An 18,448-nucleotide genomic window follows, 5' to 3' on the forward strand; every position below is an offset into this window, starting at 1 on the left:
CTTTATTCTTATTCGATTACTTGACCAGCTTCTTTGATAACTGATTCAGGAATAGTAATTCCAAGTTCTTGAGCAACTTTCTTGTTGATCACTGATTTACCAGTTGAGAAGACATTGACTGGTGTATCTGCAGGTTTTTCACCCTTCAAGACTTTGGCAATCATTTTACCAGTAGCAACACCAAGATCATGTTGGTCCACAACGACTGATGCCAAACCTCCAGCTTCTACCATGGCAGTCGCACTTGGGTAGATTGGTTTTTTAGCTGTTTGGTTACTTGATACTACAGTTGAAAATGCAGATGCGATTGTGTTATCAATTGGAACCCAGATTGCATCAACTTTACCAGTCATAACGTTCACTGTTGAAGCAATTTCGTTCGTTGAAGGTACTGCAAAAGTTTCTACTTTCAAACCAGCTTTTTCAGCGTAAACTTTGAACTCTTCGACTTGTGATTTAGAGTTATCTTCACTACTTGAGTAAAGAGCTCCAACTGTCTTAACATCAGGAGTCAATGTTTTGATCAATTCAACCTGTTGTTCAGCAGGGTTGTGGTCAGACACCCCAGTGATGTTCCCACCTGGTTTTTCCAAGTTTTGTACAAGGTTAGCACCAATTGGGTCTGTGATAGCAGCCATGATAACAGGAAGGTCTTTTGTTGCACTTGCAAGACCTTGAGCCGCAGGTGTTGCGATTCCGACAACGACATCATTTCCGTTTGCCACCAATTGTTTACTCATTGTAGCAACCTTACTTTGGTCACCTTCAGAGTTCATAAAGTCGATTTTAACTTGGTCACCTTTATAACCTTCTTCAGCAAGTCCATCTTGGATTCCTTGGTAAATCAAATCAAGTGATGGATGGCTGACAAATTGTAGGACACCAACTTTAGCGGTCTTGTTAGCTGTCTCGGTTTTAGTTTCTTGTTTCGTCAAGTTAGAGTAGACCAAGCTTCCTCCAACTACAAGTGCTAGTGCTGCAATAATACCAATTAAACGTTTATTCATATCTATTTCTCCTTATTTTATTAAACTTAGTAATGTTCATTTCACTTTCAATACAACTTTACCAAGCGTCGCCATCGTTTTATTTCCATAATTTTTTCCTCCCCATAGAAAAAGTCCTCACACAAAAAACTTGTGTGAGGACGTCGATGCGCGGTGCCACCTCAATTATAGGAACTATTCCTATCGCTCTTACTCGCTTCACGAGTTGCACTATAAGGTGTGCTCACCGAATTCTTATGATTTCAAATTCTTAATAGCATTCAGCCCAATTTCATCATCTTCATCTATCTGTTTTCACCAACCACAGATTCGCTAGAAAAAATTCGATGATTACTTTCTGAATGCTTAAATTATATCATTTTACTAAAACTTGTCAAGGCTTTTTATGAATTATTTTTACAAATTATAAAAATTCCTACGGTTTTTAAATAATATAGCTTGTATTAACCTGAATTACGTAATCCTGTAGCAATTCCGTTAATAGTCGTATGAATTAATCTTTCTTCATCTGAAGAAAGCTCACCACGACGTTGACGCTTAATCAACTCCAACTGAATATAGTTAAGGATATTGAAATAAGGCATACGGTAGTTTAGACTATCTTTCAAGTACGTATTTTCTGCCAGAAGTTCTTCGTAGCCTTCGATGGCCAAGATAACGTTCTTGGTCAATTGCCATTCATCTAAGATAGTATAGAAGACTGCTTGTACTTCTTCACTTTCACATAGTTTAGCGTATTCAAAGGCAATGTTCATGTTAGATTTTGACAAAACCATATCTACGTTAGAGAGAAGAGACTGGAAGAATGGCCAGTTTTGATACATTTCTCTAAGCGTTTCGATATTTTTAGGATCCTGATCGATAAATTCCTTAAAGCTTGAACCCACTCCATACCAACCTGGGAACATAACACGACTTTGTGACCATGAGAATACCCAAGGGATGGCGCGTAGACCACCAATTTCAGTAATCGTTTTACGAGCTGCTGGACGAGAACCAATATTGAAACTTGAGATTGCCTTGATTGGACTAGATTCAAAGAAATAATCATAGAAATGTTCATTTCCAAATACGAGCTCACGGTAGATATCGTAGCTGCGTTCTACCACTTGATCCATGATGGCTTCATAGCGATTTGATGTATTGGTATCACTCTTCTTCTTAGTAATCATACGGTTAATAGCTGCTGAAACCAGCATTTCAAGGTTATAGTAGGCTGCATCCTTGTTTCCGTATTTATTTCCGATAACTTCACCTTGTTCAGTCAAACGGATACGATCCTTGATGGATTTGAGTGGTTGAGAAGCAATGGCATCATAAGTAGGGCCACCACCACGACCAACGGTACCACCACGACCGTGGAAGAAGGTTACTTTGACACCAAACTCATCACCAATAGCAGTCAATTGTTTTTGTGCCTTATAGAGTGTCCAACAAGATGAGAGGTATCCACCATCTTTGTTACTATCAGAGTAGCCAAGCATGATTTCCTGGTAATTATCTCTAGAAGCAATCCACTTCTTAGCAAGTGGTAAAGAGAAATACTTTCTCATTGTTTCTTCAGAATGATCTAAGTCTTCGATTGTTTCAAAAAGAGGAACGATTTGTACACGCGCTTTTTCATCATCTACAAGACCAACTTCTTTAAGCATGATTGCTAATTCTAACATATCAGATACGCTAGTTGCATGAGAGATAATTGTTTGACGAATAACGTCTTCTCCCAAACGATCTTTTAATTCACGAGCAGTTTGGAAAATAGCCAATTCTTTTTCGAGCAGTTCAGACTTCTCAGCATGAGTCGCTGACAAGATTCGAGGATCTTCTAACAATTCATGTAAAAGCAACTCGCACTTTTCATCTTCTGACAAATCGCTATAGTGGTCATTGATTCCAGCAGATGCCAACAATTCAGCCACACAGGCTTCGTGAACGCTTGAGTCTTGACGCATATCGATTGATGCCAGGAAGAATCCGAATACTTCGACTGCTTCTAAAAGCTCTGCAAACTCACCAGTGAGCAAAGCCTCTGCTTTATTCTCAAGTAATGAATCCTTAATAACATTTAAATCATGCTTAAACTCTTCAATTGTTTCATAGTAAGGAGGCCGCTCATCTGCTAAGTCTTGGATAGCACCTGTAAGTCGGCTACTGATATAGTCGGTTATCTCTCCCTGTTGGTACCCTTGAGCACCAAGAAGACGTTCGACATGATGACGTTCATCTGCTGATGAACCAACTACCGCCCACTCTTTTAGATTTAAAAGTGTTTGAATTAATTTAGATTGGATAAAGTGAAAAGCACGACGATAAGGTTCTTTCTCACGGAAGACAGATGTGTCACGAGATTGTGATGCCATTTCTTCGACAGCTTTGCTTGTCTTAGATAAATTTGTCGAAAGCGAGAATGTACGATAGAGACTAGAAATCTTACTGATATAATAATTTAATATTACTTCACTCTGAATAGTTGCTGAACGCATGAGAGTTTCAGCAGTTACAAATGGGTTCCCATCTCGGTCTCCACCAATCCACATTCCCATAGTAATAGGTTTTGCTTGTTTTAGGTCAATACCTTGCTCTTTTGCTAGACGTTTATACTCTAGCATTAGATTTGGTACTGCTTGAAGGAAGGAACTATTGTAGTATTCCATCACATTTGTGATTTCATTAGTTACTTTTAGTTTCTTTTCACGAATCATATCCGTCTGCATGATAATCTCTATATAGCGACGCAGATCATTGTGCCATTTTTCCTCGTTAATAAGACCCATTTTCACATCACGATACTTACGCAAAAGAGTATGAATATGTGTGGTCAAATCCAACATACTCTTCCGTTGCACTTGTGTTGGGTGGGCGGTCAATACTGGCACGACATTCAGACGTTCAAGAATCTCGGCCGCATTTTCTTTTTCTGCTACCATTTCAATGGTTGTTGACAATTTTCCAAGGTAATCTTGATCGATATTGTTTAAATGGTTAATCTCGTAAGCCAAGTCAACGTCTTCAGAAATATTGATTAATAGTGGCAAAATAGAGAAATATCTAGAGATGTAGACCATTTCATCATTTGAAAGTCCCGCCACAACTTTATCCAGTCCTTGATAGTCAAGCTTTGATGAAAGTTCCTTTAATTGTATAATTTTGTCAAAGGTCTCAGCAGGAAGCATATTTTTCGTGATATCTTCAAGTAAATCTGTCAAGATTTGAACTTCTTCTTGCACGACAGTTTTGTTACCAAAATTTTCTAACTTTTGAAGAGACATTTTTTTCTCCTTGTTACTATTTCTTAAAGCTGTGCTTCATATTCGCTATAGAGTTTTGCACGTTTTTCACTAGCATCGATATTTAAGACAAAGGCGATTGCTACAGACAGAACCAATAGACTATTACCCCCTTGTGAAAGGAATGGGAAGGTTACACCTGTAGATGGAATCAAGCCTGAGATTCCACCGATATTGACGAATACCTGAATCAATATCATTCCACCAATACCAATTGCTACCATTGAGTTGAATGGATCTTTTGCACGAACACCCACCAAGATAATACGGAGGATTAAAAAGAACAATAGAGCTAAGATAAGACTTGCACCTACAAACCCAAATTCTTCGATGACGATTGAGAACACAAAGTCCGTATGCGCCTCAGGTAGATAGCCACGCTTTTCGATTGAGTTACCTAAACCTAAGCCAAACCAGCCACCATTAACCATTGCATAGTACGAATTGGCTAATTGGTGTCCGGCACCAGCGACGTCATCAAATGGATTAAAGAAAGCACTGAATCGTTTAGCTACGTATCCAAATACTGGAATCTTAGAAAACTTATCCACACCAATCAATTTAATGGCTGTAAGGGAAACAAAGGATAAACTAGTCAATATTCCAAGAATAGTTGCAAACCATCGATGAGCAATCCCACTGATTGAGTACATCAGTAAAGCTACCAAAAAGAGAATTGTCGCATTTCCAAGGTCAGGGAAAATAGCCAAGCTACCAATCATGACTATGAGTACAAATCGCCAATCATTAAAAGATCTTGGTAACCATTGGTTTTGAGTTAAAACTTGAAAGTCATAGACACCAATTTCTTCTTGTTGTTTTGAAAAACGTTGAGCCAAGTACCAGATAATAATAATTTTCAAGTATTCGGCAGGTTGAACAGTAATTGGTCCTACTTTAATCCAACCGTAGGCGCCATTAATAGGAATCCCAATCAAACGTGCTAGAGCAAGCAATACTAACTCTGAAAACATCACAATGAATAACAAGCGTTCATTACGTAAAAATCCTAGCTTCAACTTATAGATAACTGCAATCAGTATTAAACTAGCGAACCAAAATATACCTTGGTTTCGAACTAATTGAAAAGCGCTCTGTCCTTCTTGGATTAAGGACGCACTCGTTGTCGAATATACCACTATCAAGCCCAAAACAGACAAGAGGATATAGGGCACTAAAATGGAATAATTCAACAGGTGCCGTTTACTAATTTTCATACTTCACCACTAACAAATCTTATTTTTTATTAATTTTAGTTTTCTTGCTATTATACCATTTTTTGAGTTAGAAAAAAACTCTTACCCTTTAACCAACTGAATTTCTATTTATTGAGATTCTCTATCAATTTTTGTTTTTAGAATTGGTATTCCAAATATATTAAAAACTCTACCTTTCTTAGTAGAAAGATAGAGTCTTAATCTTTAGTTAGAAGATGTAGTTGTAGTTTCTGTTGTTGAATCACTTTGGATGTATTGAGTAAAGATATTTTGGAAGGCTGGATCTTTAACCTTGATATTTGCAGCTTGCAATTCTTTACTAATGACACCTTGAACAAAAGTTGCATCATTTTGTTTTTGAGTTAAAATGATTGTTTTAAGCTTGTCTTTGTAGTCTTCCCAGTTACTTGATTTTTCAGTTTTTTTAGTCAATTTAACAATATAGAAACTGCTAGAATAAGCTTGTGTTCCTGGAGCTGTGATTACATCTGAAATACCATCTACATCAAGAGCAAATGCAGCTTTTTTAACAACGTCTGGCAATTCTGTTGACGCAGAGTCAAAAGTGATTTCTCCACCATTTGCTTTTGTCTTTTCGTCAGTTGAATTATCTTTAGCCAATTGTGCGAAGTCAGCTCCAGATTCTTTTGCTTTAGCAAGAACTTCTTTAGCCTTATCTTCACTATCAAGTTTAATAATTTGCGCAGTTACATCTGGTGTGTACTCATCGTAAGCTTTTTTGTAGTTCTCATCTGTCAATTCAGCTTCTGCAGCTTTTTTAACAGCGTATTCAACTAATTTACTTGTACGAATTTGAGCTTTACGACTTTCAGCTGTCATACCAGCACGAGAAAGAACGATTTGATAGCTATCACCATATTTCTTCTGTTCTTCTGCTACAGCGTCATCTACTTCTTTTTCACTTACTTCAGAACCATATTGTTTTTCGAAAACTTTTTGAATAGTCATGTTAAGTAAGACTTGTTGAGCAGTTGGATTATTCTTAACTTCTTCAAAGAATTGATGTTCAGTGATGACATCACCTTTCATACTGATTAAGTCAGCTCCTTGAGAGCTATTTGAACAAGCAGCCAAAGTAGCTACTGATAACAAAGTGATGGCACCAGCCAATAATTTTTTCTTCATGTTTACTCCTTTTTATACACTAGATAAATGTTTACCTTATCTATTTTACTAAATTGTCTTAAAAATATCTGAAATTAGTCAATATCAGGCAGTTCAACTTCTGCTTGATTCTTTCTCAGCATCAATATCCCATCTCCAAGAGGAACTAGACTAGCTGTTAATCCTGGATTATCAAGAGTTGCCTCAAAGAGCCTTTGTAAACCACGATAAATGGTTCGTTGTCCACGTCGAACTTCCATGATATCCTTAGCGATGTCTCCACCTTGAAAAACATCATCCAAGACGACTACTCCTCCAACATCTAGGTGTTTGAGAATTTCTGGAAGAAATACGATGTATTTAGACTTGGCAGAATCCATAAAAACAAAGTCATAGGTCTCTGTCAATGTTGACAAGATATCTACCGCATCCCCTTCTAAGAGAGTGATTTGTTTACGACTGTCAAATTTTGCAAAATTTTCTTTAGCAAAACCAATCATTTCAGGATTACGGTCAATGGTTGTAATCTTTGCATTTGGGGTATGTTGAGCCATCAAAAGTGCAGAAAAACCAATTGCGGTTCCAATCTCTAAAATGTTTTTGGGTTGTATTGTTTCCATTAGGAAACGAAAATAAGCGACAGTTTCATGAGGGATGATGGGAATGTTTTCCTTGCGAGCAAAGTTTTCTAGTTCTTTTAAGGAACCTGACACTTGCTTTTGTCGTTGACGTAAAAATTCGACGATTTCTTCTTTTACGACAGGACGTCGCATGTTGTGGTTAGCATTTTTACTGTATGACTCAACCATCTTATGCTAATCCTAATTTTTCAACAAGGGCTTCAAACTCATCCAAACGACGTTCAAAGACTGCAAAGGCATCGTTGAGATAATCTTCTTTTTCCATGTCAACACCAGCTTTACGCATGATGTTGAGTGGATAGTCTGACTTCCCAGCCTTCAGGTATTCAATATAACGGTCACGATCCTCTTGGCTACCATGAACAATCTTTTCAGCCAAGGCTGAAGCTGCTGCAAAACCAGTTGAATATTGATATACATAGTAATTATAGTAGAAATGAGGAATTCGAGCCCACTCGTACTGGATTTGTGGATTATCTTCTTTGCTCAAACCATAGTATTCTTGGTTCAAGTCTGCATAGAGTTTGTTTAGGAACTCGCTTGTTAAGACTTCACCGTTTTGATCTGCTTGGTGGATGGCATGTTCAAATTCTGCAAATTGAGTTTGGCGGAATACTGTTCCACGGAAACCATCCAAGAAGTTGTTGAGAATGGCAAAGCGTGTTGCATCATCTTGAACTTCTTGCAATAATTTTTCTGTCAGGATGTTTTCATTGGTTGTTGAAGCAATCTCAGCTAGGAAAATTGAGTAATCTCCGTAAACGTAAGGCTGAGTTTCACGTGTATAGCTAGAATGCATACTGTGACCTGTCTCATGTACAAGAGTAAAGAGATTATCGAGGTTATCCTGCCAGTTAAGAAGCATAAAGGCGTTGGTATCATATGATCCACCAGAGTAGGCACCTGATCGCTTCCCTTGATTCTCATAAACATCAATCCAACGTTCGCTGAAGGCACGTTTCACACGACTCAAGTAATCTTCACCAAGAACTGCCAAAGCTTCTTCTGCTTTCTTTAAGGCTTCCTCATAAGTAAAGCTGTATTCCACTGAAGACAAAGGAGTGTAGACATCGTACATCTTGAGGTCTGGAATACCCAAGATTTTTGAGCGAAGAGCTAGATAACGGTGCAAGAGTGGCAAATGCTTGCGAACAGCAGATACTAGATTGTCATAAACACTTTCTGGCACAAAGTTTGCTGCAAGAGCTGCTTCACGCGCACTCTTGTAGTTACGAACCTTAGCACGATAGTTTTGCACTTTAACATTGGTCTGCAAAGTTTTTGCGTAAGTGTGCTGGTATTGCTCATAGGTAGAGTAAAGAGCTTCAAAAGCTCCACGACGAACCTCACGATTTTTAGATTCTACCAAGCGCATATAAACACCGTGTGACAATTGAACTTCATTTCCATCTTCATCTTTAACGAATGGAAAGACAATATCTGCATTATCTAAAATAGCAAAGGTTTCACTAGCAGCACCGAAGATTTCACCAGCACCTGCAAGCAACTCTTCTTCACGTTGTGAAAGGACATGGTCCTTATTTTGCAATAGTTTATCAAAGAAGTGTTTATATGGTTGGAGTTTTGGTTCTTCTGCTAGAAAGTTTTGATATTGCTCTTCTGTGATAGCCATAAATTCTGGCTCATAGAATGAAAAGACTTGATCAAGTTGACTATAAAGAGCCATAGCTTTTGCATAGTATTCTTGATACTTAGCTACTCTTGTATCTTGATCGTTTTTCATATGTGCATAAACATAAAGTTTTTCAAGACGACGACTCAATTCTAGATAACGCTCTGTAATGTCAAGAAGACTCTCTGCACTATCCAAGAGATGTCCCTCAAGACTAGCTGCTTGTTTTGTATCTTCCGTTAGAAGGACAAGTTCTTCTTCCCATTTCTGGTCAGTTTCAAAGATCGTTGATAGATCCCATGTATCTTTTTCATTGATTTCATTTCGTTGTAATACCATAAGTTTCCTCCATCCTTTCTATTTTACCATATTTTTTAAGAAATATTGCTGATAAAAGGCAGGTGGATAGAGCTTTTGTAACTCAGTTTGAGGATTTTTTTGATAATAAATTCGAAAGTTGCGATAATAATCATGAATATCTTGTTTAATTTGACAAAAAGATCCGTTTTCTATCGGCCTTAATTGGGGATACCAGTCCTGTTTCTTCCGATTCAAAAGATTCTCTCCGCTCAAATAGGCTTGAGCTTGTTGCTTCATCCAATAGGGATTTTGATAGTAGAGTTGTTTTTGAATGTAATAACAGATGTTCCTGTCTTGCTCAACTGAAAAAGAAATCAGGTTTTGTTGTTGATAAGGAGTCCGTAATATTTCTAGAAGATTCCCTTTGCCATAAGAAAATTCGTTGACCTGATAATGAAGTTTTCCCTTCAAATCTTGGTGGAGTAAGTACTTAAGTCTCAAAACTCGTCTTTTATGGTCTAACTCCCAAAGATAAAAGCCCATATTATTACTGAAATAAAGAAAATCTCTCTGTAGTTGAGTTAGTCGCTCTTTTATCCATAGTTTTTCTCCAAGTAACCACAAAACTTGAATACCGAGTCTTCGATAACCATTGCTTCTCTCCCTTAAAAGTTCACAAGAAATTGGACTACACTGAACTTCTAGGGCTAGTTGTTTATTGATAAAGATATCAGCAATTTGCTTCAGTTCAGGTATCGGATATTCCATTTCAACCTCATCATTCTTCTTAGCCCAATAAAACAATTGCTCCTTGTTTTCCAGGTGTTCTGGTCCTTCATTTTCATGGAAAAAATCACATTTTTTTAGACTTTCATGAGCAAAATGCGTTCGTACATTTTTCCCTTTTCTCAAGCGAACACGTGCTCCACAAGCTGGGCAATAATAAGTTTGTTTCTTTACTTCATCCCCTAAAGCGCTAATTAAATTCCCATTTTTATCCCTCGCTAGAAACATAGAGACCTCCTTTTCTATTCCATTCGAAAAGAAGAAGAAAAAGGTTGATAGATTCAACCTTTTATACTATATAATTCTCAACTATTTTCTTTGATTTTTAATATATTTCTGAACCATAGGGATGAGATTTTGTATTTGATCCTGCTTAATCACAGTCACACCATATTCCTGACAACGATTGCTGTAGACGGGATTAATCCTACCAGAGCAAACAATCATCTTCAAACAATTATCACCTGCAAAATGATTGGCATAAACTTCAAGTTCATTAATAGCTTCAACTGATAAATCTGTCATTTTACAAGAAATGAAGATTACTGAGTGACCTTTACGAAAGATAACATCAATCTCATTTTGAACATTGTCCATCTCAGGAAAGATACCATTCCAATCAATCTCAGCGCCAATCAGGCATTCGTCAAAATACTCAGACTCAAGGGCTAGTAAATAGATATAAAGCTCCAAAATATGTCCCTTGGTGCGACATAATAAATGTGCTTCTGGACTGAGAAATGTATAGGCAACCCTATCACTTTTTTCCTCTTCGATTTTTAGTAAATTGGCATCCTTAAATAGAGGAATCAATTTAGCTGGATAGGAGTATGTTTTTCCGTTACTTTCCAAAACTTTTGCTGTTTCAGAGTGAAAATCGGCTGTTTTTGCTAGCGCAAAAAATTGAGTAATCTGATACCATTCTTCTGGATTCTCAATAGCGTACTTGGCCAATTTTTTGATAGCTTCAATTTGCTTAACCGTATGCTGAGGTCGTCTTGATTTCAAAATTTTCCCACCACGTAAGGCTACCAACTGTTCAATGGATAGACTAGGAATGTCTAGGACTTCATCCTCAATTTTAGTCCTTCCTAATGCATACTGTTTTCCTTGTTCAACATCCATAGCAATAATCGGAATATTATTTTCTAAACCATATTGAAATAAGACGATTGCTAATAGATTATCTCCACCAAAAACATCAATTGTAACTGAATCATAACTTTCTATAAAGAGGTCTAAATCCTGCCAGACTTTATTTAGCTTAAATTGACGAAAATGTACTTGTTTTAAGTGGGGTACTTGTTCCAATAAAAAATGTTTCAGGGACAATCTTTCTTCTTCAGCAATTTTTTTCAAAGATAAAAATAAAATTTCATCACAATCACTGACAAAAGCTTGGTAGACATTTTTCTCAATGGTATGACGGTCATACAGTTCAATTAAAAGACTAGTCATCCTAAGACCTCCTAGACAAAAAAGTCCGATGGAATAGTGGTCGATTAGAATCATTTTAAAACTATCACGATTCTGTTTAACTTCATCGACTTCTCCTACTTCTAGTATAGCATAAATTGAGAACTTCCTTTCTTATTAGGGTAACAAAAAAGGAAATAGAAAAATCCTTTTCTATTCCCTTAGTCTTTTATTTTACTTTTCTTGCCAACATGGTCGCAAAGCGTAGTTGAATACGATTGCCGTTTTCGTCACGACGATGTAAATGACCTGGATTTTCATTGTATTTAACCAATTCCCAGTCCTTGTAGTAATTAGCCAACTCCCCCTCTTTAAAGGTGAATGGGAAATTAACAGAACATGGGTAATCCTCTGTATCCATAGCACAAACAATCAAATTATAGCCACCGATAGAGGTTTGTTCTTGCATATTTTGAATGATAGACGAAATACGATCTGCTTGTAAAAACATGAGAACAACTGTCGATACGATAAAATCGTAAGTTTGGCCTATGCTTGCTGAATTAATATCATAGAGACCGACAGGCATTTCTAAATCTTCTTGCTCTACGATGCTTTGCAAGATTTCAAGGGATAGCTCATTTTGATCCACTGCTGTAACATCAAATCCTTGCCGAGCTAAAAAGAGTGCATTTCTTCCTTGACCACAGCCCAGGTCTAGTGCTTTACACGATTTCACGGTCTGCATAGCTTCTAAGACTTCCGAATGAACTGGATTGCTATTGTATTTCTTTGGGAAATAATCCTCTGGTTTACAATAAAATTCCAAGTACCACTCCACATCATCTGTGGCAGCTTCCACTCTGTGCCAAGCTTGAGGTTGTGCCATAGGATTATCAGCACCTGCTTCAAAGAGGTGCTCAGCTATAACTTCTCCCTCTTCAGTCAATTCAATAAACTTAAGAGCTCCTTTTAATACGGTAATCTTCCCCCAGGTTCCGACCTTAGTATTGTGTTTTCTTTGAACAGCCTCTGGCATGGTGTCTTTATTCCAGACAGGCATGCGTTTGTAGGCAACTAGTTTTTCCATATTCTTCACTCTTTCTATCGGTGGTTAACAGCTTTCATAACACGCGCGATATCACGATTTTGCTCACGACGTTTGATTGACTCCCGTTTATCGTAGTCATGTTTCCCTTTAGCAAGCCCTAAGAGGAGTTTGGCATAGCCGTCTTTGATATAGACTTTAAGTGGAACCAGAGTCATTCCTGTTCCTTTTGTTTCTTGCTCTAGTTTCTGGATTTGTTTTTTATGAAGGAGAAGTTTTCGACGACGTTCTGGTTCTTGGTTCCAGATATTGCCCTCCTCATAAGGAGCGATATGAACATTGCTCAACCAAACTTCGCCGTTTTTCACTTGGGCAAACCCATCTTTCAAATTGATACGAGCTGCTCGAACGCTCTTGATTTCAGTTCCTGTCAAAACCATTCCTGCTTCTAGCGTATCTACGATTGTATAGTCGTGGTGCGCCTTTTTATTTTGCGCGACGACCTTTCCCTCGCCCTTTGCCATGCTTGGCTCCTTTCTTTGCTACTTCCTTATAAAAAGGTTTCTTGCTCTTTTTCTTCTTGTCTTTTGATGAATGCTTGCGCTTATCACTTGAGTGACCGGCTTTTCTCTTGTCTTCTTTCTTATCCGAACGACGACCTCTATCCTTAGGACCAGACTGTTTCAAACCTTTCTCAATCACATCAAATTCACTTGGAATAAAGGAGAAATCAATCTCACCAGTCATCTTATCAGCTCTTTCAACACGAATACGTATCTGCTGACCCACTCGGAAAGTAATTCCTGATTTCTCCCCACGAAGGGTTAAATCACGTTCGTTAAAATGATAGAATTCAGGCAAATTGGTAATGTGAATTAAGCCTTCGACTGTATTTGGCAATTCAACAAAGAGTCCGAATTTTACAATACTGGAAACAACAGCATCATACTCTTCACCCACAAACTCTTCCATGTATTCGGCTTTTTTCATAGCTTCAACTTCACGCTCTGCCTCAATAGCTCTGCGCTCACGATTGGATGACTGGGTCGCAATCTCTGGAATGACCTGTTCAAAATGTTCCGCCACTTCTTTAGAACGTCCATAGTCACGAATCATACGGTGAACCAAGAGATCCGGATAACGGCGAATCGGACTGGTAAAGTGAGTGTAATAGTCTGCTGCTAGGCCATAGTGCCCATGGTTATGCTCAGAATAACGAGCCTGTTGCATCGAACGCAAAAGCATCATCGACAACACATCCGCGTAAGGTTCTCCCTCAACGGCGCGCATGATATCTTGGAGGGCTTCTTGACTAATCTCACTAGCAGTTCCGTAGATTCGTAAGCCAAAACTAGAAGCGTAATCAATAAACTTCTGAACTTTCTCAGCTTTAGGTTCCTCATGGATACGATAGATGAAAGGTAAATCAAGCTTGCTAAAATGCTCAGCAACTGTTTCGTTAGCAATCAACATAAAGGACTCAATCATACGTTCTGCAGTCCCACGATGACGAAGAACAATATCTACTGGTTTCCCTTTCTTGTCAACCAATATTTTAGCTTCATTGGTATCAAAATTTAGAGCTCCACGCTTAATCCGCATATCTTCAAGAATTTCATGAAGCTTGGCCATGAGTTCGATGCTAGGAACAATTTTCTTATACTCTTGTCTCTTCTCCTCGTCACCAGCTAAAATGTCATTGACATCACTATAGGTCATACGGTAGCTTGTCTTGATAACAGTCTGCGTAATAGTGTAATTACGAACACGACCATGTTTATCAATTTCCATAATAGCCGATTGGGTCAAACGATCTACTTGAGGATTGAGGGAACAAATACCATTTGAAAGGCGTTCTGGAAGCATTGGAACCACGCGGTCTGTTACATAGACAGAGGTCGCACGATTAAGGGCTTCCTTATCAAGGGCTGAACTCTCAGTAACATAATAGGAAACGTCTGCAATGTGGACTCCAAGTTCAAAATTACCATTTTTTAAAGACTTGATGTGAACTGCATCATCCAAATCCTTAGCATCCGCTCCATCTATGGTAAATGTAATTTCATCTCTCAGATCTAGACGTCCTTCCAAATCCGCCTCAGATGGTGTATCTGGAACGCTCTCTGCTTCCTTAAGAACAGCCTCTGGAAACTCTGAGACGATATCCATGGACTCTAGTACTTCTAGAACATCAATTCCTGCATCTGTCGAATGTCCTACCACATCCAGAACACTTGCGACAAAGAAATCATGCTTTTTACTTGGGTACTTTTCAATAAAAACCTTGAGAACTTCTGTTCCTTCTAGCTTGAGAGCAGGTTTCTTGACATAAATCGGTTGGCTAATTTTTTGATTTTTAGAACGGATATAACCAGCATACTTAGGTTTTTCCTCATCAAGAATGATTTGGCCAACAACTGTTGTTAAACTGTGTTCTAAAATATCGATAATCTTAGCTTCTGCAGCAGTTCCTTTTTGGCGATCTGCAACTTTCTTAATAACAATCTCTACAGTATCCCCATCAATAGCATAGTTAACATCATTTTTCCCAACAAAAAGATCGTCTTCTTCACCTTCTAAACTGACAAAACCAAAGCCGTTTTTATGAGCATGAAAAGTCCCTTTAAGGGTAATTTCATGCTTCTTCTTTTTGCTTAAACTGAGACTACCATCTTCTTCAAAGCGAATCTGGTGCTTTCTTTCCATCAGAGACAAAGTTTTGATGAGCTCACTAAAATCCTTAGAGCTCTCCTTTCCCAGAGCTTGAGCTAGATTATTTACCGTAACTCTTCCCTTCTCTTCTAAATATTCTTTTATTTTATCTTTCATGTTTTCTTTCTAGATTTGTATACTATTTTTTGTGTAAAACCTTATTTCTTTCAAAATAAAAATAGGCTAAGACCTAGTCTCGCCCATTATTTTCTTATCTACTTGATAATACCGTCAATGCTAAGGCAATGGCTAGCCAGAAAAAGACTAAGATTCCTGTCAAACGTTGCATTACGGCTTCAAAACCACGCGCTTTGCTACGTTCAAACAAATCACCTGAGCTGGCGTCAAATACATTGCTAGATTGGTTTTTAGTTGGTTGCATAAAAATTGCAATCACAATCACAACAGATAATACTAATAGAATGGTTAATAATAGGTTATACATATCAAACTCCTTAAAATCCCTATTATTTTACCATAATTTCTACTTAGATTCAAGATGTAGAGTCACTTTTCTTTCTTTGGGACAATACTTTAAGACTTCAATCTTATCTGGATGTGTTTTTGAGTTTTTACTGGTTAGATAATTGATGCTACCACAAGAGGAGCATTTTAAATTTATTTTTACGCGCACTAGATTTCCTTCACTTTTAATAATGTTCTAAATTGGATAAGATTAAATGTACAACTCAGAGCTACACAAAGAGCTGTTGCATAAAATACAGAGTGGTTGCCAAATTGGCCAGCTACTGCTGATCCTGCCAAGGGACCTATCACACCCCCTAGATAAAAGAAGACTTGATTAAAGGCAAATACTCTTGAAATGCCTGCTTTGGGAGTTATTTTACTGAGGAGTGCATTAACCCCCGGTATCAAAGCGCCTGTACCTAGCCCGAATAGAAAACGATAGAATCCTAATTGAAATGGACTTGTTGCATTTGCGCATAATAGATATATGAAAACTGAATATACCTGAGCCACAACAAGTAGTCGATGATTCCCTACTTTATCACCTAATTTCCCCATGACTCCTGCACTCATCATACTTGAAAACCCCATGCTAGACACAATCAAACCAGATACGAAGAGAAGATTCTCTTTCTGTCCAAGATCTCGTACATAAAGGGCAAGGATGGGACCTATCGATTGTGCAGAAAACTGAATTACAAAACTAGTTAAAAATAGATTTATCAAGAGAAAAGGATACTTAACAGATTTAAAAAGCTCTTTGGTCGGGAGTGCTTTTTCTTTCGTCACAGGTTGAAAGTCTTCTTTAATAAAAAGAATGGTTAGAATAGCAGCTAAAAACAAGAAACTGCCAACCAATAAAAACACATTCCGAATTCCAAAAAATTCTGCAATAAGACCACCAACAAATGGACCTGTTAAAGTTCCAGCGACAACGCCAGTTGATAAAGTTCCTAGGGCGTACCCCGACTTGTCTTTAGGGACTTGACTCGCAATCAAAGCTGTCGCATTTGGTACGAAACCTGTAAAAACGCCATTGAGAAAACGTAGAAACAAGAGCCAGAAAATATTTGGGACAAAAGCCAGTCCTCCCATGGTAATAGTCATGGCTAGCCCCGCACGAATCATCATAGGTTTTCGCCCATATTTGTCTGCTAAGATACCCCAGATTGGTGATACAAAGGCTGCAGAAACGGCAGAAACAGAAATAGCTAAACCTGAATAAAAAGCAACTTGATCCCCTTCAACTCCTAATTGCTCTACAAAAATAGGCATAAAAGGAACAACGAGAGAAATGCTGGCTCCTGTTAAAAAACAGCCAAACCAAGCAATACGAAGATTATCCTTCCAACTAATCTCTTGCATGGGTATCGCCTCCTTCAAGTATACTTACTACTTGACTCAAGAGCTGATCTCGACTTCCATTGTTGTTTAATATATGACTAGCCATTTTTTTCTTTTCTTCTAAAGGCCACTGAGAAGCTAACCGAGCTTCAGCTGCTTCATTTGATAGATTATCTCTCTTCATCAAACGTTCTAATTGCACATTTGGTGATACATAAACTAACCAAGTTTCATCAAACCATGAAGCATAGTCCTGTTCAAAAAGTAACGGAATATCCATGAAAAATATATCCTCAGTCTGAGCTAACTTTTCTCTCAGAGACCCCAATTCTTGACAGATAATTTTACCTTGAGTCTGTTTAGACCATTCTCTCTCATCAGAGTTGTTGAAAATTAGACTAGCAAGTAAGGGGCGATTCAGGTCTCCATTTTTCAGAAGGATTTTCTCACCAAAGTGTTCCACTAAAATCTGAAAAAGTCGGCCACCAGGCTTTTGGAGTTGGTGGACGACTGCATCCGCATCTACCACTTCAAATCCTTTTTGTCTTAGAAAATTTGTGACGGTGGATTTCCCAGATGCAATACCACCAGTTATTCCGATTATTTTTCCCATCACTTTCTCCTTTGACATTTTGGACAAAAATAGGTTCCACGTCCACCAAGTTGAATTTTTTCGATGGTGGATCCACAACGTGAACAAGCTTGTCCAGCTTTATCATAGACCTGATGAAACTCTTGCATGGTCCCGTCCTCGCCAAAAGCATTGGTATAGCTACGAATCGTTGAACCACCCTTTTCAACAGCCTGTCCTAAAACCTTAATCGTTTCATCATGGACTTTTCTGGCCTCTTGAGCAGTTAAACTGTTAGAATGTCTAGAAGGGTGAACCTTCGCTCTCCAAAGAACTTCATCAACATAGATATTTCCTAATCCCGCTACAAGAGTCTGGTCCAGCAAATGAGATTTAATTGGCTTTTTAGACTTTTTCAAGGCTAGTTTAAATCTTCCTAAATCAAAATCTTGATCAGTTGGTTCTGGTCCAAGTTTTTTTGAAATAAAGTAAGAATCCAAGAGTTCAGGCGCCAACAGTTCCATGGTACCAAACTTACGGACATCCTCATAAACTAAGGTGGTACCATCTTCAAAATGAACTAAGATATGGGCGTGCTTTCGTTCAGGAATCTCGTCAGGATAATAAAAATACTTCCCTTCCATCCGAAGATGAGAAATCAAAACTTTATCTCTAAGGTTAAAAAGTAGATATTTTCCTCGACGTCCCATTGACTGAATCACTTGACCAGGTAACTCTTTCTGAAATTGGTTTAAATCCGTCTTAATCATCTTAGGATAGCGAATCTCAATGTTTGAAATCTTCTTCCCTAGAATCAATTTTTCAAGACCTCGTCGAACTGTTTCGACCTCAGGTAATTCAGGCATAACTCCTCCTTCACTAAAAACAAGAAG

At 38.0% G+C, this 18,448-nt stretch carries 16 protein-coding genes and 1 other annotated feature; all 16 genes read right to left on the bottom strand.

Features of this window, described 5'->3' with window-relative positions; translation table 11 throughout:
* Positions 1–8: 8 nt before the first annotated feature.
* The 16 genes from trpX to mutM all read right to left on the bottom strand — a co-directional run bounded on the left by trpX (position 9) and on the right by mutM (position 18,421).
* Positions 9–1,007 (bottom strand): tryptophan ABC transporter substrate-binding protein, encoded by a 999-nt coding sequence (gene trpX / locus ACTO1Y_RS03040; protein WP_441348301.1) that lies wholly within the window; start codon positions 1,005–1,007, stop codon positions 9–11.
* Positions 1,008–1,140: 133 nt separating this feature from the next.
* Positions 1,141–1,356: a binding site (T-box leader), on the bottom strand.
* 94 nt (positions 1,357–1,450) lie between these two features.
* Complete coding sequence (gene ppc, locus ACTO1Y_RS03045) at positions 1,451–4,276, bottom strand: phosphoenolpyruvate carboxylase (protein WP_441348302.1); 2,826 nt, start codon at positions 4,274–4,276, stop codon at positions 1,451–1,453.
* 23 nt (positions 4,277–4,299) lie between these two features.
* Positions 4,300–5,511, bottom strand: a complete 1,212-nt coding sequence (ftsW, locus tag ACTO1Y_RS03050; protein ID WP_441348303.1) for a cell division peptidoglycan polymerase FtsW — start codon at positions 5,509–5,511, stop codon at positions 4,300–4,302.
* Positions 5,512–5,715: 204 nt separating this feature from the next.
* Positions 5,716–6,657, bottom strand: coding sequence for a peptidylprolyl isomerase PrsA (gene prsA, locus ACTO1Y_RS03055; protein ID WP_441348304.1), 942 nt, complete (start codon positions 6,655–6,657; stop codon positions 5,716–5,718).
* 74 nt (positions 6,658–6,731) lie between these two features.
* Entirely contained in the window at positions 6,732–7,445 is a 714-nt protein-coding gene (locus ACTO1Y_RS03060) for an O-methyltransferase (protein WP_441348305.1), read from the bottom strand.
* A gap of 1 nt (position 7,446) precedes the next feature.
* On the bottom strand, positions 7,447–9,249 hold the full coding sequence (gene pepF / locus ACTO1Y_RS03065; RefSeq protein ID WP_441348306.1) for an oligoendopeptidase F: 1,803 nt from the start codon (positions 9,247–9,249) through the stop codon (positions 7,447–7,449).
* Between the two features lie 18 nt (positions 9,250–9,267).
* Entirely contained in the window at positions 9,268–10,224 is a 957-nt protein-coding gene (locus ACTO1Y_RS03070; RefSeq protein ID WP_441348307.1) for a competence protein CoiA, read from the bottom strand.
* An 81-nt stretch (positions 10,225–10,305) separates the two neighbouring features.
* Positions 10,306–11,454: a hypothetical protein gene (locus ACTO1Y_RS03075; RefSeq protein WP_441348308.1), complete on the bottom strand. Its 1,149-nt coding sequence runs from the start codon at positions 11,452–11,454 to the stop codon at positions 10,306–10,308.
* Between the two features lie 187 nt (positions 11,455–11,641).
* Entirely contained in the window at positions 11,642–12,502 is an 861-nt protein-coding gene (gene tehB, locus ACTO1Y_RS03080) for an SAM-dependent methyltransferase TehB (RefSeq protein WP_441348309.1), read from the bottom strand.
* 14 nt (positions 12,503–12,516) lie between these two features.
* On the bottom strand, positions 12,517–12,984 hold the full coding sequence (gene smpB / locus ACTO1Y_RS03085; protein WP_006150623.1) for an SsrA-binding protein SmpB: 468 nt from the start codon (positions 12,982–12,984) through the stop codon (positions 12,517–12,519).
* The gene (gene rnr, locus ACTO1Y_RS03090) at positions 12,947–15,289 is read right to left on the bottom strand and encodes a ribonuclease R (protein ID WP_441348310.1); all 2,343 of its coding nucleotides are present in this window, start codon (positions 15,287–15,289) and stop codon (positions 12,947–12,949) included. The genes smpB and rnr overlap by 38 nt, the downstream gene beginning before the upstream one ends.
* Before the next feature lie 94 nt (positions 15,290–15,383).
* Positions 15,384–15,617, bottom strand: coding sequence for a preprotein translocase subunit SecG (secG, locus tag ACTO1Y_RS03095; RefSeq protein ID WP_000282517.1), 234 nt, complete (start codon positions 15,615–15,617; stop codon positions 15,384–15,386).
* Between the two features lie 39 nt (positions 15,618–15,656).
* Positions 15,657–15,806, bottom strand: coding sequence for a 50S ribosomal protein L33 (gene rpmG / locus ACTO1Y_RS03100; protein ID WP_001809104.1), 150 nt, complete (start codon positions 15,804–15,806; stop codon positions 15,657–15,659).
* Entirely contained in the window at positions 15,806–17,005 is a 1,200-nt protein-coding gene (locus ACTO1Y_RS03105; RefSeq protein ID WP_254726020.1) for a multidrug efflux MFS transporter, read from the bottom strand. The genes rpmG and ACTO1Y_RS03105 overlap by 1 nt, the downstream gene beginning before the upstream one ends.
* The gene (gene coaE, locus ACTO1Y_RS03110; RefSeq protein WP_441348311.1) at positions 16,992–17,597 is read right to left on the bottom strand and encodes a dephospho-CoA kinase; all 606 of its coding nucleotides are present in this window, start codon (positions 17,595–17,597) and stop codon (positions 16,992–16,994) included. Before coaE ends, ACTO1Y_RS03105 begins: the two co-directional genes overlap by 14 nt.
* Complete coding sequence (mutM, locus tag ACTO1Y_RS03115; protein ID WP_441348312.1) at positions 17,597–18,421, bottom strand: DNA-formamidopyrimidine glycosylase; 825 nt, start codon at positions 18,419–18,421, stop codon at positions 17,597–17,599. Before mutM ends, coaE begins: the two co-directional genes overlap by 1 nt.
* Positions 18,422–18,448 lie beyond the last annotated feature (27 nt).

The sequence above is a fragment of the Streptococcus sp. V728 genome, assembly GCF_052077995.1.
Classification (GTDB): domain Bacteria; phylum Bacillota; class Bacilli; order Lactobacillales; family Streptococcaceae; genus Streptococcus; species Streptococcus infantis_B.